General features: G+C 70.0%; 24 protein-coding genes. 14 read left to right on the forward strand and 10 right to left on the reverse strand.

Going from position 1 to position 23,834, the window contains the following annotated elements; translation table 11 throughout:
- Positions 1 to 7: 7 nt before the first annotated feature.
- Genes CFB40_RS22635 through CFB40_RS22670 form a run of 8 tightly spaced genes read left to right on the forward strand, consistent with a single transcriptional unit; the run spans position 8 to position 7,309 of the window.
- A complete protein-coding gene (locus CFB40_RS22635) occupies positions 8 to 388 on the forward strand; it encodes a CpaD family pilus assembly lipoprotein (protein WP_089427883.1) in 381 nt (126 codons plus the stop codon).
- 19 nt (positions 389 to 407) lie between these two features.
- Entirely contained in the window at positions 408 to 1,631 is a 1,224-nt protein-coding gene (locus CFB40_RS22640; RefSeq protein WP_089432433.1) for an AAA family ATPase, read from the forward strand.
- Positions 1,628 to 3,061, forward strand: coding sequence for a CpaF family protein (locus tag CFB40_RS22645; RefSeq protein WP_089433281.1), 1,434 nt, complete (start codon positions 1,628 to 1,630; stop codon positions 3,059 to 3,061). Before CFB40_RS22640 ends, CFB40_RS22645 begins: the two co-directional genes overlap by 4 nt.
- Complete coding sequence (locus tag CFB40_RS22650) at positions 3,058 to 4,035, forward strand: type II secretion system F family protein (RefSeq protein ID WP_089427881.1); 978 nt, start codon at positions 3,058 to 3,060, stop codon at positions 4,033 to 4,035. Before CFB40_RS22645 ends, CFB40_RS22650 begins: the two co-directional genes overlap by 4 nt.
- A complete protein-coding gene (locus tag CFB40_RS22655) occupies positions 4,032 to 4,976 on the forward strand; it encodes a type II secretion system F family protein (RefSeq protein ID WP_089427880.1) in 945 nt (314 codons plus the stop codon). Before CFB40_RS22650 ends, CFB40_RS22655 begins: the two co-directional genes overlap by 4 nt.
- Complete coding sequence (locus tag CFB40_RS22660) at positions 4,973 to 5,851, forward strand: tetratricopeptide repeat protein (RefSeq protein WP_089427879.1); 879 nt, start codon at positions 4,973 to 4,975, stop codon at positions 5,849 to 5,851. The genes CFB40_RS22655 and CFB40_RS22660 overlap by 4 nt, the downstream gene beginning before the upstream one ends.
- On the forward strand, positions 5,848 to 6,276 hold the full coding sequence (locus tag CFB40_RS22665; protein ID WP_089427878.1) for a TadE/TadG family type IV pilus assembly protein: 429 nt from the start codon (positions 5,848 to 5,850) through the stop codon (positions 6,274 to 6,276). The genes CFB40_RS22660 and CFB40_RS22665 overlap by 4 nt, the downstream gene beginning before the upstream one ends.
- Positions 6,269 to 7,309, forward strand: a complete 1,041-nt coding sequence (locus tag CFB40_RS22670; RefSeq protein WP_089432434.1) for a TadG family pilus assembly protein — start codon at positions 6,269 to 6,271, stop codon at positions 7,307 to 7,309. The genes CFB40_RS22665 and CFB40_RS22670 overlap by 8 nt, the downstream gene beginning before the upstream one ends.
- Here CFB40_RS22670 and CFB40_RS22675 read toward each other — a convergent pair.
- Positions 7,282 to 8,535, reverse strand: a complete 1,254-nt coding sequence (locus CFB40_RS22675) for a glycosyltransferase family 87 protein (protein ID WP_089432435.1) — start codon at positions 8,533 to 8,535, stop codon at positions 7,282 to 7,284. The genes CFB40_RS22670 and CFB40_RS22675 overlap by 28 nt on opposite strands.
- A 15-nt stretch (positions 8,536 to 8,550) precedes the next feature.
- Positions 8,551 to 9,630 (reverse strand): glycosyltransferase family 2 protein, encoded by a 1,080-nt coding sequence (locus CFB40_RS22680; protein WP_089432436.1) that lies wholly within the window; start codon positions 9,628 to 9,630, stop codon positions 8,551 to 8,553.
- A gap of 212 nt (positions 9,631 to 9,842) precedes the next feature.
- Here CFB40_RS22680 and CFB40_RS22685 point away from each other — a divergent pair, with 212 nt between their 5' ends.
- Entirely contained in the window at positions 9,843 to 10,202 is a 360-nt protein-coding gene (locus CFB40_RS22685; RefSeq protein ID WP_089432437.1) for a phage protein NinX family protein, read from the forward strand.
- Between the two features lie 22 nt (positions 10,203 to 10,224).
- Here CFB40_RS22685 and CFB40_RS22690 read toward each other — a convergent pair whose 3' ends face one another.
- Both CFB40_RS22690 and CFB40_RS22695 read right to left on the reverse strand, forming a co-directional pair.
- The gene (locus tag CFB40_RS22690) at positions 10,225 to 11,211 is read right to left on the reverse strand and encodes an ABC transporter substrate-binding protein (RefSeq protein ID WP_089427873.1); all 987 of its coding nucleotides are present in this window, start codon (positions 11,209 to 11,211) and stop codon (positions 10,225 to 10,227) included.
- Between the two features lie 158 nt (positions 11,212 to 11,369).
- On the reverse strand, positions 11,370 to 12,248 hold the full coding sequence (locus CFB40_RS22695; protein ID WP_089432438.1) for a LysR family transcriptional regulator: 879 nt from the start codon (positions 12,246 to 12,248) through the stop codon (positions 11,370 to 11,372).
- Positions 12,249 to 12,348: 100 nt separating this feature from the next.
- Here CFB40_RS22695 and CFB40_RS22700 point away from each other — a divergent pair, with 100 nt between their 5' ends.
- Together CFB40_RS22700 and CFB40_RS22705 are read left to right on the forward strand one after the other, a co-directional pair.
- Complete coding sequence (locus CFB40_RS22700) at positions 12,349 to 13,920, forward strand: MFS transporter (protein WP_089427871.1); 1,572 nt, start codon at positions 12,349 to 12,351, stop codon at positions 13,918 to 13,920.
- 87 nt (positions 13,921 to 14,007) lie between these two features.
- Positions 14,008 to 14,949: an AEC family transporter gene (locus CFB40_RS22705; protein ID WP_089433282.1), complete on the forward strand. Its 942-nt coding sequence runs from the start codon at positions 14,008 to 14,010 to the stop codon at positions 14,947 to 14,949.
- Positions 14,950 to 14,984: 35 nt separating this feature from the next.
- Here CFB40_RS22705 and CFB40_RS22710 read toward each other — a convergent pair whose 3' ends face one another.
- The 4 genes from CFB40_RS22710 to CFB40_RS22725 all read right to left on the reverse strand — a co-directional run bounded on the left by CFB40_RS22710 (position 14,985) and on the right by CFB40_RS22725 (position 19,120).
- Complete coding sequence (locus tag CFB40_RS22710; RefSeq protein WP_089432439.1) at positions 14,985 to 15,416, reverse strand: DUF1090 family protein; 432 nt, start codon at positions 15,414 to 15,416, stop codon at positions 14,985 to 14,987.
- A 162-nt stretch (positions 15,417 to 15,578) separates the two neighbouring features.
- Complete coding sequence (locus tag CFB40_RS22715) at positions 15,579 to 16,757, reverse strand: LysR family transcriptional regulator (protein ID WP_089432440.1); 1,179 nt, start codon at positions 16,755 to 16,757, stop codon at positions 15,579 to 15,581.
- Between the two features lie 61 nt (positions 16,758 to 16,818).
- On the reverse strand, positions 16,819 to 17,547 hold the full coding sequence (locus CFB40_RS22720) for an aspartate/glutamate racemase family protein (RefSeq protein ID WP_089432441.1): 729 nt from the start codon (positions 17,545 to 17,547) through the stop codon (positions 16,819 to 16,821).
- A gap of 22 nt (positions 17,548 to 17,569) precedes the next feature.
- Complete coding sequence (locus tag CFB40_RS22725) at positions 17,570 to 19,120, reverse strand: NCS1 family nucleobase:cation symporter-1 (protein WP_089432442.1); 1,551 nt, start codon at positions 19,118 to 19,120, stop codon at positions 17,570 to 17,572.
- 231 nt (positions 19,121 to 19,351) lie between these two features.
- Here CFB40_RS22725 and CFB40_RS38770 point away from each other — a divergent pair, with 231 nt between their 5' ends.
- Together CFB40_RS38770 and CFB40_RS22735 are read left to right on the forward strand one after the other, a co-directional pair.
- Positions 19,352 to 19,615, forward strand: coding sequence for a hypothetical protein (locus CFB40_RS38770; RefSeq protein WP_174971865.1), 264 nt, complete (start codon positions 19,352 to 19,354; stop codon positions 19,613 to 19,615).
- 220 nt (positions 19,616 to 19,835) lie between these two features.
- Positions 19,836 to 20,384 (forward strand): DUF3005 domain-containing protein, encoded by a 549-nt coding sequence (locus CFB40_RS22735; RefSeq protein ID WP_089427867.1) that lies wholly within the window; start codon positions 19,836 to 19,838, stop codon positions 20,382 to 20,384.
- Positions 20,385 to 20,448: 64 nt separating this feature from the next.
- Here the strand turns inward: CFB40_RS22735 and CFB40_RS22740 are convergent, their stop codons facing one another.
- Positions 20,449 to 21,210 carry a DUF4397 domain-containing protein gene (locus CFB40_RS22740; RefSeq protein WP_089427866.1) on the reverse strand — a complete coding sequence of 254 codons (762 nt, stop codon included), beginning with the start codon at positions 21,208 to 21,210 and terminating at the stop codon, positions 20,449 to 20,451.
- A 297-nt stretch (positions 21,211 to 21,507) separates the two neighbouring features.
- Positions 21,508 to 22,815: an MFS transporter gene (locus CFB40_RS22745; RefSeq protein WP_089427865.1), complete on the reverse strand. Its 1,308-nt coding sequence runs from the start codon at positions 22,813 to 22,815 to the stop codon at positions 21,508 to 21,510.
- Between the two features lie 533 nt (positions 22,816 to 23,348).
- Here CFB40_RS22745 and CFB40_RS22750 point away from each other — a divergent pair.
- Positions 23,349 to 23,795, forward strand: a complete 447-nt coding sequence (locus tag CFB40_RS22750; protein ID WP_046549825.1) for a MarR family winged helix-turn-helix transcriptional regulator — start codon at positions 23,349 to 23,351, stop codon at positions 23,793 to 23,795.
- The last annotated feature ends 39 nt before the right edge of the window (positions 23,796 to 23,834 follow it).

Genomic DNA, 23,834 nt, shown 5'->3' on the forward strand with positions numbered 1-23,834 from the left:
GGCGCACATGCGAACCCGATCGATCGTTGCCGCACTCCTGCCGCTGGTGTGTGCGGGCTGCCTGTCGGCGCCGCCGCCGGTCAACCTGCCCGATGCGCGGTCGATCGGCTTCGACGGCGCGCACGCGGTGGCGCCCGATTGCGCGAAGCTGATGCAGCCGTCGCATCTCGTCGACGCGGGGTACGCGCGGCCCGGCGTGCCGTTCGGCTGCGCGACCTATTCGAACCTCGCGGCGATGCTCGCGCGGCCGGAGGATCTCGTCGCGCCCGTGCCGTACGGCGGCGCGGATGCGCAGACGGCCGCCGACGCGGTGCGCCGCTACGTCGAGGATCGCGTGAAGCAGCCGACGCCCGGCAAGACGCAGACGACCGGCTCGCCCAGCCATTGATCGCCCGGATGCCATCACGATGCCGCCCATGAACCTCCTCGACCGTCAGCACACCCGGCGCGCCGCGTCCGCGGGCGCGGCCGATCTCGTCGCGGTCGTCGCCGATTCGGGCAGCGAGGACGTGATACGCCGCGTCACGCAGGAGCTGGCGATCACGCGCACCCAGCTGCAGCTTGGCACCTGCGACGATGCGATCGGGCTGCTGCAGCAGTACGAGCGTTCGCCGCGCCAGCTCGTCATCGACGTGTCCGATTCGGTGCTGCCGGTGTCGGACCTGATGCGGCTCGCCGACGTGTGCGACCCGTCGGTGCGCGTCATCGCGATCGGCACGCAGAACGACGTCGGGCTGTTTCGCAACCTGCTCGGCATCGGCGTGCAGGACTACATCGTCAAGCCGCTGACCGTCGAGTTGATGCGGCGTGCGCTGACCGCGACGGAATCGGTCGTGCAGGCGCGCACCGGCAAGGTCGTGAGCTTCGTCGGCGCGCGCGGCGGCGTCGGCGCGACCACGATCACGGTGAGCCTCGCGCGCTTCCTGGCGAGCGAGAAGCGCCGCCGGGTGGCCTACGTCGACCTGAACCTGCATGGCGGCGGCGCGAACTCGATGTTGGGGCTGTCCAGCAACAACGGGCTGATCGAGTTGCTGAACATGGGGCAGCGTCCCGACGACGCGTTGTTCGAGCGCATGTTCGTGACGAAGGGCGACCGGCTGCACGTGCTGTCCGCCGAGCTGGCCTACGGCGCCGACGTCACGCTGGGCGACCAGGCCGTCGCGCGCCTGGTCGACATGCTGAAGGACCGTTTCCACTACGTGCTGTTCGACGTCGGCAGCGGCGCCGGCAAGCTGCTCGAGGACGCGCTCGTGGCGTCCGATCTCGTCCACGTCGTGGTCGACCGTTCGGTGCACGCCGCGTACGAAGCCGCGCGGCTCGTGCGCTTCGTGCGGGAACTGCCCGGCGAGCGGCTGCTGTCGATGGTGCTGAACAACCCGCTTGCCCCGGTCGCGGGCCGCGTCGAGCCGGTCGATTTCGAGGCGGCGTTCGGCGGCGCGACGCTGCACGAGCTGCCGCACGAGCCGCAGACGCTCGCCGTTGCCGAGAACCTCGGCGAGCCGATCGAAGGCGCGAAGCGCAACGGCTTCCTGGACCAGATCCGGCAGCTCGCGAACGGCATCACCGGCGAGCCGATGGCCGTCGCCGAGCCGTGGTATGCGCGGCTCGTCAAGTGGAGGAAGGGAACGTGACGTTCGGCACCCGCAACCGGCCGCCGGCGGATCCTGTGCCGGCCGAGCCACCGGCCGCGACGCCCGCCGTGGCGCGCGAGGCCGCGCCATCGGCCCCGGCTCCGACCGCGGCGGACACGCCTGCACCGACACCGGCCCGTACACCCGTGGCGGCCGACACCCACGAGGCGCTGATCCGGTCGAGCAAGTTCGACGCGATCCGCAGCGCGGTGTTCGCGTCGATGAACATGTCGGCGGCGCTGATGAAGACGCGCGACGAAGTGCGCGCGGGCATCGAGCAGGTGGCCGCGCATACGGTCGAGCGCGAGCGGCTGAAGATCACGGCCGGCGAGCAGGTGCTGATCATCGACGCGATCCTGAACGACATGTTCGGCGTCGGGCCGATCGAGCCGCTGCTTGCCGACGATTCGGTCACCGACATCCTCGTCAACGGGCCCGACCAGGTCTACGTCGAGCGCGCGGGCCGGCTCGAGCTCACGTCGCTGAAGTTCCGCGACGACGCGCATGTGGCGAGCGTCGCGCAGCGGATCGCGGCGGCGGTGGGGCGCCGCGTCGACGAGAGCAGCCCGATGGTCGATGCGCGGCTCGCCGACGGCAGCCGCGTGAACGTCGTGCTGCCGCCGATCGCGATGCGCGGCCCGTCGATCTCGATCCGCAAGTTCGCGAAGCGCGACATCACGCTCGCGCGGATGGCGCAGCAGGGCAACATTTCACATCCGATGCTGCAGGTGCTCAAGGTCGCGTGCGCGTGCCGGCTGAACATCGTGATCTCGGGCGGCACCGGCTCGGGCAAGACGACGTTGCTCAACGCGCTGTCGCAGCACATCGAGCAGCACGAACGGATCGTGACGATCGAGGATGCGGCCGAGCTGCAGTTGCTGCAGCCGCACGTCGTGAGCCTCGAGACGCGGCCGGAGAATACCGAGGGGCTCGGCGGGATCTCGCAGCGCGATCTCGTGCGCAACGCGCTGCGGATGCGGCCCGACCGCATCATCCTCGGCGAGATTCGCGGCCCCGAGGCGTTCGACGTGCTGCAGGCGATGAACACGGGGCACGACGGCTCGATGACGACGATCCACGCGAATTCGCCGCGCGATGCGATCAGCCGGCTCGAGAGCATGGTCATGATGGCGAACGCGAACCTGCAGCTGCTGTCGATCCGGCGCCAGATCGCGAGCGCCGTGCACCTGTTCGTGCAGATCGAGCGGATGCGCGACGGCGTGCGGCGCGTCACGCGGATCACCGAGATCGTCGGGATGGAAGGCGAGGTGGTGATCACGCAGGATCTGTTCGCGTTCCGCCAGGAAGGCGACACGACGCGCGACGCGGTGAAGGGCGTGTTCGAGGCGTCGCCGTTGCGGCCGTCATTCGCGGCGCGCGCCGCGTACTACGGCGTCGAGGATGCGCTCACCGAGGTGTTCCGGCAATGAGGGCCGCCGACCTGTTCGCGGTGGGCGCGTTCGTGATGATCCTCGCGATCGGGCTTGTGCTGTCGTCGTGGTTCGATCGCGCGAGCCGCACGCCGGCCCAGCGCATCCGCGCGCGGATGCGCCGGCTGTCGCCGTCGCTCGCCGGGCGCGACGGGCTCGCCTCCGCCACGCCCGGGGTCGCGCTGTTCAACCTCGAGCGCCGCCAGGGCCGCCTGCGCGCGTGGCTGCAGCGCCGCGTGACGCGCGTGCGCGCGGTCGGCGGCAAGGGCGGCGTGCGGATCGTCGTCGCGAGCACGATCGCCGGCGCAATCGTTGCGATCGTCGCGGTGAAGCTGATCGGGCCGCCGGGCATCCTGCGTCCGCTGATCTACGTCGGGTTGCCGCTGGTCACGATGCGCGCCAGCTACCGTGCGCTGGTCGAGCGCTTCCGGATTCGTTTTCTCGAAGCGTTCCCGGACGCGATCGACGTGATCGTGCGGGCCGTGCGCGCGGGCATTCCGGTCACGCAGGCGATCAGCATGGTCGGCGACGGCGCGGCCGAGCCGGTGCGCGCGACGTTCCGCTCGATGGGCGACAGCCTGCGCGTCGGCGCGGATCTCAAGGACGTGCTGACGCAGGCGGCCGACCGGCTGATGATCGCGGACTTCTCGTTCTTCACCGTCTACCTGCTGCTGCAACGCGAGACCGGCGGCAGCCTCGGCGAAACGCTCGACGAGCTGTCGAGCATCATCCGCACGCGTCGCGACATCCGCCTGAAGACGCGCGCGCTGACCGCCGAAGGGCGCATCACGACGAACATCATTTCGGCGGTGCCGTTCGTGATGATCGGCGCGCTGTTCCTCGTGAACCGCGATTACGTGATGCTGCTGTTCACGACGCACCCGGGACACACGATGCTGACGATCGCGGCCGGGTTGCTGACGGTCGGCCTGCTGGTGATCCGCAAGATCTCGAAACTGGATACCGCGCGATGACGATGTCGATACTGGCTGCCCGTGGCCTCGAGTTGCTGTTGTTGCTCGGCTGTGTCGCGGTGGCGCTCGCCACGCCCGGCGGCGGCACCCGCCAACGGATCGCCGCGCGCGTGCGGCAGGCTGCCGGCCAGCATCCGCCGGCATCGATGGCGGGGTGGCTGCAGCCGGGCGGCGTCCGGCTGGATCTCACGCGCCGGCTCGCGCAGCTGGGCGAACGGTTGCCGGTGCTCGACCCGATGCAGCGCGTGAAGCTCGGCCTGCAGCTGACGCGCGCGGGCTTTCGCGAGCGCCGCGCGGCGTCGGTGATGATCGGGATCAAGCTGAGCTGCGGCGTGCTGTTCGCGTGCGGCGCGATCGTGTTCAGCCCGCTGATTCCGCGCTTCGGCGAATACTTCGTGATCCGCGCGCTGGCGATGATCGCCGCCTTCGTGATCGGCGTGATCGTGCCTGAATACGTGCTCGGCGTGATGATCCGGCGGCGGCGCCGGATCATCGCCGCGTGCTTTCCCGATGCGCTGGACCTGCTGGTGATCTGCACGATGGCCGGCAACAGTCTCGCGTCGGGCATCCGGCGCGTCGCGCACGAACTGGCGCGCATCTGCCCGCCGCTCGCCGACGAGCTGACCGTATGCGCGGACGAGCTGACGCTGAGCGGCGACGTGTCCGCGACGCTCGCGCATTTCGCGATGCGTGTCGATTTCACGTCGGCGCGCTCGCTCGCGACGACGCTGACGCAGTCGCAGCGGTTCGGCACGCCGATCACGCAGGCGCTGCGCACGCTGTCGCGCACCGAGCGCACCGAGCAGATCGTCGCGCTCGAGGAACGCGCCGCGAAGCTTGCGCCGAAGATCACGCTGCCGATGATGCTGTTCATCCTGCCGACGGTCTGCCTGATCGCGGCGGGCCCGGCGGCGATTCGCCTGCTCGAGGTGTTCAGATGACACGATCCGTCATACGCGCGTTCGCGCTCGCGGCCGTGCTGCCGGTGCTGGCCGGCGGCTGCGGCGCGCCGGGCGTCCAGACGCGGCCGGTGCTGTCGCACAAGAGCGACGACCCGCAGGCCGAACTGCGCATCGCCGACAGTGCACTGGCCGGCGGCAACGTCGATCTCGCGTCGACGCTGTACGAGAAGGTGCTCGCGAAGCATCCCGATTCGCTCGCGGCGCGCCTCGGGCTCGGCGACGTCAACTACCGCGCGGGCGACCTGGAGCGCGCGCGGATTCTCTATGACGAAGCGCAGCGGCAGGCACCCGCGGAACTCGGCCCGCAGCTCGGGCTCGCGCGCGTCGCGTTGCGGCAGCGGCGCCTCGATGAAGCCGCGCAGCGCTACCGCGACCTGCTCGCCGCGCAGCCGAACCATCCGCTCGCGGCGGAGGGGCTCGGCACCGTGCTCGACCTGCAGGGGCGTCATGCGGATGCGCAGGTCGTGTATCGCGACGCGCTGCGCGCGCATCCTGACGCGCAGGGGCTGCGCGTCGACCTCGGGCTGTCGCTCGTGCTGAGCAACCGGCCGCGCGAAGGCGTGAACGTGCTGCTCGACGTCGCGGGGCTGCCGTCCGCGCCGTGGCAGGCGCGCCAGAACCTCGCGTTCGCGTACGGCGTGCTCGGCAACACCGATTCGGCGAAGAAGCTGCTGTCCGCGGAGTTGCCCGCGTCGGCGGTGGCCGACAACCTGCGCTTCTACCAGGCGGTGCGCGCGCGGCTGGCGTCGCGCGGGGGTGCCGGGGTGGTCGGCGGGGCCGGTAGCCCGCCGCCGCTGTCCGGCGCGGCGCTGGAGCCGGGTGTCGTACCACCGGGTGCGGGGGCCGCAAAATGACACGCGGGGCGATGGGCGCCCGCCACGCGCGCGGCGTCGTGTCCCTCGAGTTCGTGCTGATGCTGCCGTTCCTGCTGATGGTGCTGATCGGCATCATCGACACGAGCCTGCTCCTGTGCGACAAGGCCGTCATCACGAACGCGAGCCGCGAGGCGGCGCGCGCCGGCGTCATGCTGCGCGTGCCGATGCTGACCACGACGCAGATCGCGAACATCGCGCAGACCGCGATGCAGAACAGCCTGATCACCGGCGGCGCGGCGACGACACCGGCGGTGACCGTGACGCAGGCGAACGGCACGACGTCGGGCACCGCGCTGACGGTGACGGTGACCTACACGTATTCGGGGCTCGTGCTGGGCTCCGCGTTCAGCGCGCTCACCGGCCCGGTGACGGTCTCGGCGACGTCGGTGATGCTCTATGAATGACGTGACCGCCACGCCACCCGTCGGCGCCGAACGGCAGCGCGGTTCGGTCGCGCTGTTCTTCCTGCTGTTCCTGATTCCGCTGCTGTCGTTCGGCGCGCTGGCGATCGACATCGCGTGGGTCATCACGGTGAACAACCAGTTGCAGAACGCGGCCGACGCGGCCGCGCTCGCGGGGGCCGATGCGATGATGTCGCCGAGCGGCGGCGCGGTGAACTGGTCGCAGGCCGCGCCGGCGGCGAATGGGGTGATCGCGCAGCACTCGGCGGCCGGCGCGGCGCTGTCGACCGGCACGGTGACCACCGGATACTGGAACGTGACGCGCAACCCCGCCTCCATGCAGCCGACGACCATCACGCCGGGCCAGTACGACGTGCCGGCGGTGCAGGTCACCGTGTCGCGCGCGCCCGGCGTGAACGGCGGCTCGATTCCGCTGCTGCTCGGCGGGCTGCTGGGGATCCCCGGCGCATCCGACAGCGCGACCGCCGTGGCGGTGCTGGCGGCGCCGGGCGGGGTCGGGGCCGGCGGGCTGTTTCCGGTCGCGATCGACCAGTGCGTGTACAACCTGTACTGGAACGCGTCGACCAACCAGCCGCTGATCAATCCGCTGACGGGCCAGCCGTTCGAATTCTCGATCACGAACGGCCAGGTCTACGGCCTGCTGTGCATGGGTGGGCAGTGGACGTCGTTCCAGTCGAGCGCGACCGACACGACGACGATGGGCGGCCTGATGACAACCGGCAATCCGACGACGCTCAACATCGGCGACACCATCAATCTCGCGACCGGCGTGAAGGCGACGCTCTATACGTCGGTGCCGGTCGGCGCGACGGTGGTGCTGCCGGTCGTCACGCAGACGGCGACCAGCACCTCCGTGCCGATCGTCGCGTTCGCGCCGTTCCATATCGACGTGTCGCTGGGCGGCACATACAAGTACATCCAGGGCCATTTCGTCGCCGGCGTGAAGATGACCGGCGTCGCGACCGGCGTCGGGCCGTACTACGGCATCTACGTGCCGCCGCGGCTCGCGTTCTGAGCCTCCGGGCCGGCGCGGCGCAGCAGCACGAGGAGCGCGAACAGCGTCACGACCGGGCCGATCTGCGGCCCTTGCAGCCACGGGTTCAGGTATTCGACGGCCGGCAGCAGCCACATGAGCGCGATCGCGGTCTGCTCGCCGCGCAGCCAGCCGTCCTGCCAGCCGATCGCCAGCAGGCACGCGATCGCGATGCCGAGCCAGGCGAGCTCGTAGTGCCACACGTACGGGTTCGCCGCGAGCGTGGCGACGGCCAGCACCGCCGCACGCAAGCGGACGTCGCGTGAGCGTGTCCACACGATGCAGGCGGCGGCGATCGCCAGCGCCGCGATGCACGCTTGCCCTGCATACGCGGCGCCAGGCGGCAGGCCCGCGAGGCGGAGCGCGGCGAACGGCGCCGGCGACGCGAGCCAGAACACGATGCCTTGCTCGAGGAGGAGCGTGCGCGCGAGCGCCGTGCCGGCGACGAACAGGCGAAGCGATTCGACGCCGCAGATCAGGATGCTCAATGCGGTGAACGCGGCGGTGGCGAGCGCGGCCCACGCGATCGTGCGCCAGGCGCGCGTGGCGACCAGCACGAACGGGAACAGCAGCGCCATCTGCGGCTTCGCCGACAGCAGGCCGATGCAAAGGCCGGCCCACATCGGCCGACGGTCGGCCCAGCAGACGGCCAGCGCCGCGCACGACGCGGTGAGGAACGCGTTCTGCCCGAACATCCCGGTGACGAACACGCACGGGGCGGCGAGCAGCGCGAACGCGCCGACGCGCCGCAACCCGGGGAGCGCGCCGAGCCCCGATACGCGCGCTGCGGCGAATCCGAACACGACGATGCCGAACGCGACGAACAGCGGATAGCCGATCGCATAGGGCAGCAGCGCCAGCGGCGTTACGAGCAGCAGGTTGGTGGGCGGGTACAGCCACGCGACGAGGTCTTCGCGGCGGAACTGCGGGAACAGCTCGGCCGCCAGCCGCGAGAAGGTCGGCAGATCGTACGCTTGCCACGGCGAGCCGTGCAGCATCACGTACGACGCCGACCAGAACACCGCGTAGTCGGGGCCCGGGCGCGACGGCGCGGTGGCGGGCGCGTGACGGACGACGGCGATCCAGATCGCGACGAACAGCGCGTAGCACGCGAGCGCGACCGCGCTGTACGCGACGACGCGCCGGGGTGTCAGCCATGCGCGGACGGGAGGGACCGCCGATCGTATCGCTTGTCGGGGGAGATCCATGCGTCGTGCGCGCGGTTACTTGATGGACGCTTTCCGCGCGGCGCCGTGGCCGGTCGCGGCGGGCTGCGACGTTCGGCGGCGGGCCGCGTGCGTGCGCTTGAGCGGAAACTGCAGCAGCTGTGACGCCGGATGCGCGGCGGCGTCCCGCTGCGCGTGATAGCGCCGCCGCACGAGATAGACCGGTCGCTGCTTGGATTCGTGATAGATACGGCCGAGGTATTCGCCGATCACGCCGATGCCGATCAGCTGGATGCCGCCGATGAACAGCATCACGGAGATCAGCGACGCGTAGCCGTGCACGGGGTTGCCGAACAGCAGCGTGCGCATGACGATGAAGGCGCCGTAGACGAACGACAGCGCGGCGAACGCAAGGCCGATGTAGGTCCACACGCGCAGCGGCACGGTGCTGAAGCTGGTGATGCCTTCGAGCGCGAAGTTCCAGCGGCGCCATCCGGAGAATTTGGAGCGGCCGCCGCTGCGCGGCGCGCGCGTGTATTCGATGAGCTCGATGCGATAGCCGACCCACGCGAACAGGCCTTTCATGAAGCGCCGCCGCTCGGGCAGCGCGCGCAGCGCGTCGACGACCTGGCGATCCATCAGGCGGAAATCGCCGACGTTTTCGGGCATCTCGACTTCGGAAAGGTGGTTGTGCACGCGGTAGTAGAGCGCGGCGGCCACGCGCTGCATCAGCGGATCGCACCTGCGGTCGGTGCGCTTCGCGGCGACGACCTCGGCGCCGGCGAGCCAGCGCTCGACCATCGCGGGGATCAGCGCGGGCGGGTCCTGCAGGTCGGCGTCGATCAGGATCACGGCGGTGCCGGCGGCTTCGTCGATGCCGGCGGTGAGCGCGGCTTCCTTGCCGAAGCGCCGGGTGAGATCGACGATGCGCACGCGCGGGTCGCCGGCGGCGACGTCGATCAGCCGGCCGAGCGTGTCGTCGCGGCTGCCGTCGTTGATGCAGACGATCTCGAAACGGACCGACTCGACCGATTCGAGGATCGGCAGCGTCGTGGCAAAGAACGCGTCGATGGCTTCTTCCTCGTCATGGAACGGCACGACGAGCGAGACCAGTGGTTTTCTGGCATGCGCGGACATACGTCCCCCGAGAGATCCGGCCTGCGCTGCGCCGTATGGATCCGGTCGTCGCCGGCGGCAGGCCGGACGACTGGCGTTCTGAACATTGTAGGCAGGAATCGGGGATTCGTAACACGAATCGATGCCGGCGCGGCAATGCGCGCGCGGACGCCAGGTCGACTGGCCGGACGTTGAGGCCGGCGGCGTTGTGCCGCGCGAGCGCGACTTGGTGCGTGATTGCCCGGCGCGACGCGCGGCGACCGGCTTACTGGGTCGCGGTCGCGGAAGGCCACGACGCCCCGCGCGCCGATGCATCCGGTTGTACGTCGATTCGCACGGCGGGCGATGTGCCGACGCCGTTCGCGCCGTCGACGTCGTGGACGGACGGCGGCCCGATCGTCGAGCGCTTGCCGTTCGCCGGATTCGAGCGCGACGGCGGGCGCGGCCCGTGGCGGGCCGTGCTGCACCGGGCCGTGCCGGCCGCGGGCGAGCGTTGCACGTTCAACCAGTCCGGCCCGGCGCTGCTGGTCGCCGCGATGCGCACGCTCGTCGCGTCGACGGTCGGTGACCTCGATATGGCGCGCCCACGTTGAACGCGGCCACGCGCGTCATCGTTCAGGCCGATACGCTCCGGATCGCGATCGATGCGACATCGACGCGCCGCGGCAGGATCGCGTCGGCCGCCGCGCGGTCGGCGACACGCTGCAGCACGTCGATGTCCGCGCCGCTGAGGCTGCGCTGCGCGAGCGCGGCCCGTCGCGCGATGTCGGTGGCCGCGTCGGGCGGCAGGCGCGTGAGCGACGCATAGACGCTCGCATAGTCGGCCGGATGCGCGAGCGCCCATTGGCCCGCGCGGGCGAGCCGCGCCAGCACGTCGGCGAGCGCCGCGCGCTTCGCGCGATCGTCGAGCGTCTCGACCGGCGACGTCAGGAACGCCAGCCCGGAATTGATGCCGCTGCCGTCGCGGACGATGCGCGCGCCGCGCCGGACCGCATGCCCGTAGTACGGATCGAACGTCGCCCAGATGCCGATCCGCTTCGCCTCGAACGCGGCGAACGCATCGACGGGCAGCACGAAGCGCACGTCGACATCGCGCGGCGCGAGGCCGTGTTCGCGCAGCGCGCCGTACAACTGGTACTGCGAGATGCTGCCGCGAGCGGACGACACGACGACGGTTTGCCCTTTCAGGTCGGCGACGGTGCGGACCGGCGAATCGGGCTGCACGACGATGCCGAGCGACGTCGGCGAGCCGACGCGCGTCGCGACGATCCGCAACGACGGGTCGCCGAGCGCGGCGGTCAGCACGGGCAGGTCGCCGGCCGGCGCGAGATCGATCGCGCCCGCGCGCTGCGCCTCGAACAGCGGCGCGGCACCCTGGAAATTGGCCCAGCGGAACCGGTACGGCGTGCCGTCGAGCACGTGCGCGGCTTCCGCGAGCGCGCGCAGGCCGCCGGCCTGGTCGCCGAGCACGAGCGTCACGCCCGACAGGTCGGCGCCGGCCGCCTGGGCGGGCCGTGCGATGGCGCCGGCGAGCGGCGCGGCGGCGAGGGCGGCAAGACGCTGCAGCACGCGGCGGCGCGGCGGGGCGGAGGCGGGATTCATCGGCGGGGTGTCCTCGGTGATCCGCGCGCAGGCGGCGCGGCTGCCGGGCAGGTTACGGAATCGGTTTCCGGCCGACAAACATCGAATCGTGCAATGCATATTCGTGTGGCGACGGCCGACATCGCCGCCCGCGCCGCATGCGGGCGTCGAGGCGGGGCTTACGCGGCCGACGGAACCGTCCGCAGGAACGCGCGCACCGCCGGCGCCTTTTCGAAGCGCCGGTGCGCAAGCGCCAGTTCCGACGTGATCGGCTTGCCGGCGATCGGCCGGTACACGACGCCCGGCAGCGACACGCAGCCGGCGAGCGCATCGGGAATCACCGCCACCCAGCCGTTCACGGACACGCACGCGAGCACCGCGAGCAGGCCGCCCGGGCGGGCGGCGATCAGCGGTGCGAAGCGGCCGCGGCGCGCGACGTCGAGCGTGCCGCGCTCCTGTTCGGGCACCGCGAAGCGCGCGTCGGCGAGGTCGGCCGCGCGAATGGCCGACATCGACGCGTAGCGTGACCCGGCCGGCACGGCGGCGACGAACACGTCGCGCTGCAGCGTGACGACCCGCAGGCCGCCGGGCAGCGGCAGCGGCGGGCGCACGTACGCGAGGTCGAGCCGGCCCGTGTCGAGCTGGTTCGCGACGTCGTCCATCGGCACTTCGCGCAGGTTCAGCTCGATGCGCGGGTGCGCGTCACGAAACGCGCCGACGGTGCGCTGCAGCGTGCTCGAATAGACGGCCGACGACACGTAGCCGATCTCGATCCGGCCAAGCTCGCCGCGCTCGGCCAACGCAGCGAGTTCGCGGCCGCGCTGCAGGTGTTCGACCGCGGCGCGTGCCTCGGCGAGATAGGCCTCGCCGGCCGCGCTCAGCGTGACCGCGCGGCGCGACCGGTGAAAGAGGCGCACGCCGAGCACGCGTTCGGCCTCCTGGATCTGCCGCGTGAGCGCGGGCGGCGCCATGTCGAGCGCTTCGGCCGCGCGGGCGAAGTGCAGGTGCTGCGCGACGCTGAGGAACGCGCGTACGTGGCGGAATTCGAGCCGGTCCATGATTGCAATTTTCGTCAATAAAACAGCGTCGGCGTGTCAATGACAGGCAATACGGGCCAAGCCTAGCATACGGCTCGTCGATCCTGTTCCGGAGTAGCCGATGTCCCAGCCTTCCCCGGCGTCGCGCGCAGGCGCGGCTGCCGCCCCGCGCACGGGCGCCCGCCTGCCCGCCGCCGCGACGCTCGCCGTCGCGTCCGCCACCTGCTCGCTGATCGTGCTCGACACGAACGTCGTCGCCGTGTCGCTGCCGAGCATCGCGCGCGGTTTCCATGCGAGCTTCGCCGAGATCGAATGGGTCGTGAGCGCGTACATGACCGCGTTCGCCGCTTGCCTGCTGCCGGCCGGCGGGCTCGCCGACCGCTTCGGGCGCAAGCGGATGCTCTTCACGGGGCTCGCGCTGTTCTTTCTCGCGTCGCTCGGCTGCGGCGTCGCGCCGACGGCCGGCTGGCTGATCGCCGCGCGGGCGGTGAAGGGCGGCGGCGCCGCGCTGCTGCTGACGGCCGCGCTCGCCGTGATCGCGAACCGTTTTCCGGACGGGCGCGAACGGGCGCGCGCGTGGGCGATCTGGGGCATGTGCATGGGGATCGCGACAGCCATCGCGCCGCTCGTCGGCGGCGCGATCACGCAATGGATCGGCTGGCGCTGGGTGTTCCTGCTGAACCTGCCCGTCTGCCTGCTGCTGGCGGCCGGTGCGCGTGTCGCGATCGACGAGTCGCGCGATCCGCACGCGAAGCGCGTGGACGCGGCCGGCAGCCTGCTGTTCGGCGCGGCGCTCGCGTGCGCGATCGCGGCCTTGATCGGCGCGCCGTCGCACGGCTGGCTGTCGGCCGCGACGCTCGGCCGGCTCGCGCTGGCCGCCGCGCTCGTCGCGGCGTTCATCGGCGCGGAGCGCTGGCAGGCGCGGCCGATGATCGATCTCGCGCTGTTCCGCCAGCCGCGCTTCGTCGGCGCTGTGCTCGCGATGTTCGGCTATGCGGCGTGCGCGCAGGTGATGATGACGTTCCTGCCGCTGTACCTGCAGAACGCGTTCGGGATGTCGGCGATCGACGCGGGGCTCGGGATGCTGCCGTTTGCATTCGCGATGATCGCCGGGCCGTCGCTCGGCGCGGCGCTGGCCGCGCGCGTGTCGTCCGGCGGCGTGCTGGCGGGCGGGCTCGCGCTGATCGGCGCGGGCAACCTCGCGACCGCGGCGCTGACGGCCAGCGGCGACTACCGGCTCGTCGCGCTCGGCATGTTCGTGACGGGCTGCGGCGCGGGCATCATGAACGGCGACACGCAAAAGGCGATCATGGCGTGCGTGCCGCCGAACCGCACCGGCATGGCATCGGGCATCAGCACGACGACGCGCTTCTCGGCGATCGTGACGGCCGTCGGCGTGCTCGGCGCGGTGCTGGCGGCGAGCACGCAGGCGCGGCTCGACCGGTTGCTGTCCGCCGCGCCCGGCCTGCGCGCATTCGCCGATGCACAGTTCATGTCGAGCCTGCTGGCCGGCGACCTGGCGCGGGCGCTCGAGCGTGTGCCGCCGTCGGCCGCCGGTGTGCTCGCGCAGGCGGCGCCGGTCGCGTTCGCGAGCGGGTTCGCCGATGCGCTGACGGTGAGCGGCGGGCTCGCGCTCGCCGCCGCCGTCGTGGCCTACAAGTTGCTTGTGCAACCGATGCGCGACGGCGCGTGACGCCCGGGGCGGCTCGCGCCGCGCATTGGACGCGACCCGGCGGAACCATTAAGCTGGCGCGTTCCGGTTTCACGCAGCGTGTTCAAGATGTCAGCGACGATCGAGATTCTGTTGCCCGTGTTCGGGCTGATCGCGGCAGGGTTCCTGTGCCGCCGGCGCGGGGTGCTTGGGCCGGCCGCGGCCTCGGAACTCAACCGCTTCGTCGTGTGGCTCGCGCTGCCCGCGCTGCTGTTCCAGATCATGGCGCATGCATCGTGGCACCAGCTGTATCAGCCGGCTTTCGTTGCCACGTTCGCGCTGACCTGCGCGCTCGTATTCGTCGGCGTGCTCGCGTGGCGCCTGTTCGCGGGGCGCGGGCTCGCCGATGCGAGCATCGATGCAATCGCCGCGTCGTATCCGAATACCGGCTATCTCGGCTTCCCGCTGTGCCTGCTCGCATTCGGCACCGACAGCCTCACACCGACCACGATCGCGACCATCCTCGTGGCGTGCGTGCTGTTCGCCGGCGCGATCGTGCTGATCGAGGTCGGGCTGCAGCGCGATCGCGCACCGTTGCGGCTGATGTGGAAAGTGGTCGGCGCGCTGCTGCGCAACCCGCTGATCGTCGCGCCGCTGGCCGGCGTTTGCGTGTCGGCCGCGCAGGTGCCGCTCGGTGCGCCGGTCGATACCTTCCTGAAGCTGCTCGGTGCGGCCGCGAGCCCGTGTGCGCTCGTCAGCCTCGGGCTGTTTCTCGCGGAGAAGCGCGAAGTGTCCGGCGCCGCACCGCGGGGCAGCCTCGCACTGACGGCGGTGAAGCTGTTCGTGCAGCCCGCGCTCGCGTGGTGGCTTGGCGTGCGCGTGTTCGCGCTGCCGCCGGTGCTCGCGCAGATCGCGGTCGTGCTCGCCGCGTTGCCCACGGGTACCGGGCCGTACATGCTGGCCGAGTTCTACGGGCGTGAAGCGCAGGTGACGTCGCGCACGATCCTGTTGTCGACGCTCGGGTCGATCGCGTCGCTGTCGGTGTTGCTCGCGCTGGCGCGGCACGTCTGACGCGGCCCGTCCTTTCAACGCATCACGTCGGCCCTTCAGCCCTTCAGCGCATCGCGATCGATCTGCGCATCGTGCAGGTCGCGTGTTGCGCTGCGCAGCTTGGCCTGCTTGTCGTCGAGCTTGCGCTGCGCCTTGCCCAGCTTCTTCGCATCGCCGAGCGCTTCGGCTTCATGGACGCGTGCCTGCGCTTCGTGCACGTCGTCCTGCGCGCGCTGGAGATCCCGCTGCTTGTCGGCGACCTTGCGTTCGGCGCGCGCGAGCTGGCCGGCGTCCGTGCAGTGGGCCTTGACCTGGTCGAGCGCGGCTTGCTGGCGCATCGCCTGTGGCGCGTTGCCGAACCGCTTCGCGTTGTCGATCTGCGTGTGCAACGCCTGGATGCGCGTCGCGCAGTCTTGCGTATCGGCGAATGCGCCGGTACTTGCGAGCAGCGCGACCGGAACGGCCAGCGCAACGAGTGTCTTCTTCATGCGGTTTTCCTCGATAGGGGGCGACGGCGGGCGTCCGCGATGCAGATCGCCATCCGCCAAGGTTTGAGGCGTCATTCTGACGATTCGGTGCGGACCGGGTAAATAGGACGGGTCTGACTTGCCGCGACTGCGAGGATCGCTCCGGCTTGCGTATGACGCGCGTCAATGCGACTTCGTCGCGAGGCGGTGGATGCGTGCCGCATGGGGGACACGCCGAGGGTGCGATGCATGGCAATGCGTCGCCTGCCTGCGGCGCGTGCGTCGCGCGGGTTCGGGGGTATCGGCCGAGACCGGTGTGCCATTTCGTGCGTTCACGTCCACGACTGCACCGGCGGCCACCGCCGCCACCGCCGGTTGCATCGCCTCGGCATCGAGCCACGCACGCGTCGCTTCCGCGATCAGCCCGCGCAACCAGCGCACGCCCTCGACGCACTCGCCCGATTCGTTCCAGGTCATCCGGTACACGATGTCCGGCGGTTCGGCCGGCAGCGCGACGGCGGCGAGCGGCAGCAGCTTCGCGTAGTGCCGCGCGAGCCGGTACGTGGTGGTCAGCAGCATGTCGGTGCGCACGAGCGCATGCGCGGCGAGTTCGAAGTGCGGCAGCGTGACGACGATCCGCCGCTGCAGGCCCACGCGTTCGAGCTGCCTGTCGATCGCGCCGGACGCCTCGAGCCACGACGGTGTCGGGCACAGCTGCGGCGCGTCGGCAAACTCGGCCGACGTCATCGCGCCGCGCCGCGCGAGCGGATGGGTCGCGCGCATCAGGCACACGACGCGATCGTCGAACAGGTCGTCCTGCCGGAACCGCGACGCGCGCGCCGGGCGATTGTCGATCACGATGTCGAGCTCGCCGTCGGCCAGCGCGCGCTCGTCGTCGAAGCCGTCGCCGAGCGGATGGAACACGAGTTGCGCGTCCGGCGCGCGTTCGCGGAACAGCGCGACGAGCTTCGGCACGAACAGCACGTTCAGGTAGTCGGGGCAGCCGATCCGGTAGGTGCGCACCGACGTGCGCGCGTCGAACCTCGGCTGCTGGATGCGGATGAAGTCGATCACGCGCAGCGCGTTGCGCAACGGTTCGATCAGCCGCGCGCCGAATTCGGTCGGCACCATCCCGTAGCGGCTGCGCACCAGCAGCGGATCGCCGAGCAGCGTGCGCAGGCGCTTGAGCGCGGCGCTGGTGGCCGGCTGCGACATGTTCAGGCGCACGGCCGCACGCGACACGGTGCGCTCGGTCAGCAGCACGAGCAGGATGCGCATCAGCCGCGCATCGAGCACGTCGAGCGCGCCCGCGGCGTCGGACGCGTCGCGGGGCAGGGCGTTAGGGTCTAGCGGGTCCCGCATGCCGATTCGCCTCCCGGCGCCCCGATGCGCGAGTGCGACGCAGCAGCGGGCCGGCGCCGCGTCATTGTGCGAAGGTGCCCGGCCAGCCGACGATCCGCTTCGGGCGCGGCGGCGCGTACGTGCGGACTTTCGACGTCTTCAGCTTCAGGCGCACCAGCGACTCGGCGAGCGCCACCGCGGCCGAGACGCCGTCGACGACCGGCACGCCCGTGCATTCCTCGATCTGCCGGTCGAGGCCGGCCATTCCGCCGCAGCCGAGGCAGATCACTTCCGCGTGATCGTCCTGCACCGCGCGCTGCGCCTGGCCGACGATCGACTCGATCGCGCGGGCCGGATTCTCCTCGAGCTCGAGCACCGCGAGGCCGCTTGCACGCACCGACGCACAGCGTGCGTCGAGCCCGGCGAGCTTCAGGCGATCCTCGATCAGCGGCACCGTGCGGTCGAGCGTCGTGACGACCGAGTAGCGATGGCCCAGCAGCATCGCGACGCTCGCGGCCGCTTCGGTGATGTCGACGACCGGCACCGTCAGCAGTTCCTGCAGGCCTTCGCGGCCATGTTCGCCGTAGCCGGCCTGAATCACCGCGTCGTACGGCTCGTCGTAGCGCATCACGCGATCCATCACGGCGATCGCCGCGAGGTAGCTCTCGAAGTTGCCTTCGATCGACTCCGCGCCGAAGTGGGGCGTCAGCCCGACGATCTCCGTGCCCGGCGACGCGGCGGCCTGCGCCTGCGCGGCGATCGCGTCGGTGATCGACTCGGTCGTGTTGACGTTGACTACCAGGATCCTCATTGCGACTCCGTATGCAGGTGTGTCAGTGTTGGGTGCAGGCGACCGCGATGGATTCGCCCGAACGTGCCTCGTAGTGCCGGTTGCGATCGGCCAGCAGCCAGTACACGCTGCCCGCGATGGCCGCGCCGAGCAGCCACGAGAACGGCGTCATCGCGCTGAAGGCCGGCACGACGGCGAGCGTGATCGAGATCAGCGCGGACGGCACCAGCGCCGCGAGCGCCTTGCGGTTCACGCCGCGCGTGTAGAAGTAGGCGCCGGTCGGCGCCTCGGTATAGAGGTCGGGCACGTTCACGCGCTGCTTGCGCACGAGCCAGTAGTCGACCGTGATGATCCCGTACAGCGGGCCGAGCAGCGCGCCGAGGCCGGACAGGAAGTAGACGATCACGATCGGGCTGTTGTACAGGTTCCACGGCAGGATCAGCACGGCGATCGTCGCGCTGATCAGGCCCGCGCGGCGGAACGACAGGCGATGCGGCGCGAGGCTCGTCAGCACGAAGGCCGGCGCGACGAAGTTCGCCATGATGTTCACCGCGACCGTCACGATCAGGAACGCGAGGCAGCCGAGCACGAGGAACAGCTTGTTCGGCACCGTCGCGATGATCTCCGTCGGGCTGTGGATGATGTGGCCGTTCAGCTTGAACTGCGCGCCGGCGAGCACGAAGCTGATCGTCGCGAACACGAGGATGTTGACCGGCAGGCCCCAGAAGTTGCCCACGCGCACCGTCTTCGCGCTCGGCGACGAGCGCGCGAAATCGCAGAAGTTGAGCACCAGCGTGCCGTAGATCGCGAGCCACAGCGAGCCGCCCGCGAAGATCTCCGTCCACATCCTGAAGCCGGTCAGCGGCTTGCCGATCGACATCGCGAGATGGCCGCCGGTGCGGCTGACCATCCATGCGGCGAGCGACAGCGTCGTGACGAGGATCACCGGACCGGCGAGCCCCTCGTACTTGCGGACCATTTCCATCCCGTACGTGAGGATGCCGATCTGCACGAGCCAGATCGCGACGAACGTGACCCAGCCGAGCGTCGACAGCCCGAAGATCGCGTTCTGGTCGAAGGCGGCGAGGCCCGGCCAGATCGCGGTGAGCAGCACGCGCAGCACGACCGACGCGAGATAGGTCTGGATTCCGAACCATGCGATCGCGATCACCGCGCGGATCATCGCGGGCAGCAGCGCGCCGTAGATGCCGAAGCTCATCCGGCTGATCACCGGGAACGGCACGCCGGTCTTCTGGCCCATGTAGCCGGTGAGGTTCATGAAGCAGTAGACGAGCACCGCGCCGATCGCGAGCGATGCGAGCATCTGCCAGCCCGACAGGCCGAGCGCGAACAGCCCGATCGCGAACGAGTAGTTCGCGATGTTGTGCACGTCGTTGGTCCACAGCGCAAAGATGCTGTAGCGGCCCCACGTCCGGCCCTCGGCCTTGGTCGGCGCGAGGTCGGCGTTGTGCAGCCGCGGGCTCAGCGCGGGGTCGCGCGTGGCCGAATCGGTTCGATGCGATGCGTCGTCCGCGCCGAGCACGATGCCCGGGCGGTGGGTGGCTTCCAGTTGCACGCCGTTGTCTCCTTCCATGTGCGGGGCGCGAAACCGGCTGCGTGGGAACGCTGCGCCGGCACGGCCGCCGTGGACGTTATGTCTCGGATTTGTTCGCGAGTATGGAAGGCCCGCAAGGCGATGGGAAATTAAATATTCGGCTGGGCGTCATTTGGAAAATGAATGGAAGCGCGCGGCTGCGGCGGCCCGGCGCGGCACGCGAATTGCGCGCCTGCGGGTTCCATCCACATCGACATCAGCGGAGGTGTCATGCAGCGATATTCACTTCGACATGTATCGCGAGCCGTCTTCGCCGGCATCCTGATTGCGGGCCTGGCGGCAGGTGCGGGCTGCCAGAAGAAGAGCGAGAACGGTGGCGCAAGCTCGGAATCGAGCGCCACGGGCGGCATGTCGGCCGCACCGTCCACCGCGCCATCGGGTACGCCGAGTAGCGGGGCGGCCGGCAGCAGCGGCGACAGCGGCGCGAGCACGCCGGGCGCGGCTTCCGCGCCGGGCGGCGCGAGCGGCGGCTGACGCGCGGCTGACGCGTGTCTGACGCGTGGGGCGGACGTCGTGCCGGCTGCGCGCGGGCGCGCCGTCCGGATGAAGGGTGCCGTGCCGGTCTGGCACGTGCGCCTGGAGACGTGTACGTCGGGCCAAGCCCATGAAAGATTTGCAAGGACCGTTGTAGCGATTCCCGGACCGGCGGCGGCAGCCCTGATGCCGGCGCGCGCCGGCCGGACAAGGAGGTGCAATGCAGAACGCGGAATCGAACCCGACCCCGGAACAGCAGCGGGAACAGATCGAGAAGAGCCCGGTGAAGACGCCGGCGGCCGGCGACATGCCTGATGCGGCAACCCAGGCGGCGCAGGTCGCGCAGCGTCCGCTGACCCCCGAGAAGATTGCCGGGAAAATGCCGACCGGCCTGCCGCCGATCGAGCGCGGCACGCAGGCGCCCGACAGCGACGACCCCGTGCGGCGAGCGGCCGCGCGGATCCCGACGCTCGACAACGCGAACATGGCGATGACCGACAACACGGTCGACGTCGACGGCAAGGGCATGGAAGCCGCCGCGGGCGCGTCGAAGTGGCACGACAACGTGATTTATTCGAACGCGTCGCTCGACGAAGCGGTCGAGACGCCCGACGAAGGGCTCGGCGGGATCGAGAGCCGTCCGTCCGGCAACATGCCGCAGATCGCGACGCGGCCGGGCTGGCGCGTACGCCATGTCGGCGATGTCGACGTCGAGCACGGCGACAGCACGCGCGCCGAGCATGTGATCGTCCTGGAGCGGAACGACTGACCACGTGACGGGACGAGGCGGCGGGCGGCACGATCGCGCCGGCCGCCGCCATCATGCGCGGTCCTTATTGCGGGCCGAGTTCCTGCGCGGACGCATCGGCGTCGTTGCCCTGCGCAACCAGCACGTGGATATCGTTCGGCGTCACGTCGCCGACCCCGCCCGACGGGATCGTCAGCAGCAGCCAGTCGGCGTTGTTGTTGATGGTGACCGGCGCGGTCTTGAGGATCGGCGTCTTGCTGCCGGCCGTCGTGACGATCACCTGGTAGCTGCCGCCGTTCAGGTAGATCGAATCCTGCGTCGATGCCGGCACCGCGTTCTGGTAAGCCGTACCCGCGAGCGTCGGGCTTTGCGTCGTGATGTCGGTGCCGGGCGGGACGACGTACACGTCGACGTTCTGCGCGTTCGGCGACGCGTTGAAGCTGCGCACGCGCGCCTTGTCGGACAGCAGGCCCTTGGCGTACGGATCGTCGATCACGGAGATCAGCGACGTCGTGCTCGGCAGCGCGATCGTCGTGTAGTGATGGCCGTTTGCCGCGCTGAACGATTGCGCGGCGATGGTCGTCGTCGTGCCGGAGACGTCGTAGCTCGCGTTCTGCGTGCCCGAGTCGACGTCGTGATAGCGCGTCACGCCCTTGTACGCGATACCGCCCTGGTCGAGCTTCGCGTTCAGGTAGTAGTCGAGGTTCGGGCCGGCCGGCACCGCGTTGATGAAGCGCGCCTGCGGCTTCGAGATGCCGAGTTCGGTCCCGGCGTCGTCGCCGCCGCCGCACGCTGCGAGCACGGAAACGACCGAGCAAAGGGCGACCAGCGTTCGTATTGATTTCATGTTGTCCTCTCGTTCAGGGAACCTGCTTGCGATGCGGGATCGCCGCGCGAAGGGTCGCGCGGTGCGCAGCGCCGATTGAAGGAAGGATGCCGTCCGCCGGAGCGGCGGGCGCGTGGATGACGCAAGCGATGTGCCTGTGCGGCGAACGGCGTCGGGAAGGGGGCGGAAGCGACGGCGGGCGGCGCGCACGCGCCGGCGGGGCGGCGTGCGCGGGGTGGGAGGGGCGTGGGGCGAACCGCGCGCTCGACGCGGTTGCCGGTTGTAAAAATGACCGCGTCGCGCGCGCGACGCGCTGCGTCAGCGGTTCACGAGCCGGGCCGGATAGGCGAGCGCGAGGGCGCAGCCCACCACCATGCACGCGGCGAAACCGTACAGCCCCGCGCTTTGCGAATGGAACGTGTCGCGCAGCCAGCCGATGAAGTAGGTGCTGCCGAACCCGCCGAGGTTGGCGATCGAGCACGCGAACGCGATCCCGCCGGCGGCGGCCGAGCCCTTCAGGAACGTCGACGGCAGTGCCCAGACGACCGGCATCGCGGCGGCCGCGCCCGCGTTGATCAGCGAGAACAGCAATACCGTGCCGAACGTGCCGTGCGACGACGAGGCCGCGATCGCCAGCGCGACGGCCGACACCATGAACGGCACGACGATATGCCAGCGGCGTTCGCGCGCCCGGTCGGAACTGGCGCCGCAGTACAGCGTGGCGAGCACGGCCGCGGCATTCGGGATCACCATCAGCCAGCCGATGTGATACGCATCCTTGACGCCCGTGTCGCGCAGGATCGTCGGCAGCCAGAAGCTCACCGCATAGAGGCCGAGCAGCACGCACAGGTCGATCAGGCCGAGCGCCCATACCTTCGGATCGGAGAACGCCTTGCCGAGCGCATGGCTCTTGTTGCCGGACGGATCGGCGTCGAGGTTCGCGCGCAACGCGTGCTTCTCGTCGGCGTTCAGCCACGGCGCGGATTCGATGTTGTTGGGCAGCCAGCGCAGCACCGCGAAGCCGAGCAGCACCGACGGCAGCGCTTCGAGCAGGAACAGCCACTGCCAGCCGCCGAGCCCGTGCGTGCCGTCGAACGCGCGCATGATCCACCCGGAGATCGGGCTGCCGATCATGCTCGACAGCGGCAGCCCGACCATGAACAGCGCGACGATCCGCGCGCGGCGCGCATCGGGATACCACTGCGTCAGGTACAGCAGCACGCCGGGCAGGAAGCCGGCCTCGGCCGCGCCGAGCAGGAAGCGCACGACGTAGAACTGCATCGGCGTGTGCACGAACATCGTCGCACCCGACAGCAGGCCCCACGTGATCATGATCCGCGCGATCCACAGCTTCGCGCCGACGCGTTGCAACACCAGGTTGCTCGGGACTTCGAACAGGATGTAGCCGGCGAAGAACAGGCCGGCGCCGAGCCCGTACACCGTATCGCTGAACTTCAGCGCGTCGAGCATCTGGAGTTTCGCGAGCCCGATGTTGATGCGGTCGAGATAGGCCGCGAAGTAGCACAGGCAGAAGAGGGTAATCAGGCGCAGCGTGACCTTGCGATAGAGATTGCCGTGCAGCGCGCCGTCGGGGGAAACGGCGGCGCTCGGGTGTGCGGTAGACATGGGATTGCCCCTGTTCGAATGTGACGGATGAATGGGTGGCCGATCGACGCGAGCGGACGCTCCGCTGCGCTCTGGAGTCTGTATATCACGGCAATTAAATAGCGTACACACTAGAAAATACCGAAGCGCACAGGCATGATTCCGGCCGCGCGAAGGCAAGCGTTTGCGTGAGAAAAGCCGCGTGTTTGATGAGGTTTTTTGGGGAAATGAACGCGTTTTTAAAGAGGGCGCCAACGCGCAAGGTCATGCACAAAATTCGTGCGTATGCGCTTAAAAATACAGCGTGTGCACGAAAGTCTGCCGATGCACGCAAGCACGTGCGCGGCAGCGGATTCGAACGCGCATTGCCTGCCGTCGCTGCGCGGTACTCTGCGGACAACGCGCAGCGGTCAGGCGATCGCCAGGCACGCGGCGCGCCGAGTGCCGCGAATCCTGATGCACCGCAATGAAGCGGCCCCCGGCTGCCGGTCGTGCCAAATTGAGGGTGTACACTGCTTGTCTTTCCCTTACATGCGGCGCGGGCCTGCACTTTCATGGCGTCTTCGAAGGATTCCTACGACTTTCACGATCAGGTCGGCCACCTGCTGCGCCGCGCGTATCAGCGGCACGTGTCGATCTTCCAGGAAGCGATCCCCGATTCGGATCTCACGGCCGCGCAGTTCGTCACGCTGTGCGCGGTCAAGGAGCGCCAGGGGTGCTCGCTGAACGACATCGTCAAGGCGACCGCGATCGACCAGGCGACGATTCGCGGCGTGGTCGACCGGCTGAAGGCGCGTGCGCTGATCGAGGTGCTGCCCGATCCGAACGACGGCCGCAAGCTGATCGTGCGCGCCACCGCGACCGGCCTCGCGCTGATCGACCGCACGGTGCCGTTCGCGCGGCAGGTGACGGAGCGCACGTATGGCGCGCTCAATCCGGGCGAGCGGGTCGCGTTGCAGTTCCTGCTGCGCAAGATGATGGAAGAAGACGGCGACGCGTGATGCGTGTCGCGCGCGGGACGGCAGTCATGCCCTTCTGTC

Source organism: Burkholderia sp. AU31652, from assembly GCF_002223155.1.
Taxonomy (GTDB): Bacteria; Pseudomonadota; Gammaproteobacteria; order Burkholderiales; family Burkholderiaceae; genus Burkholderia.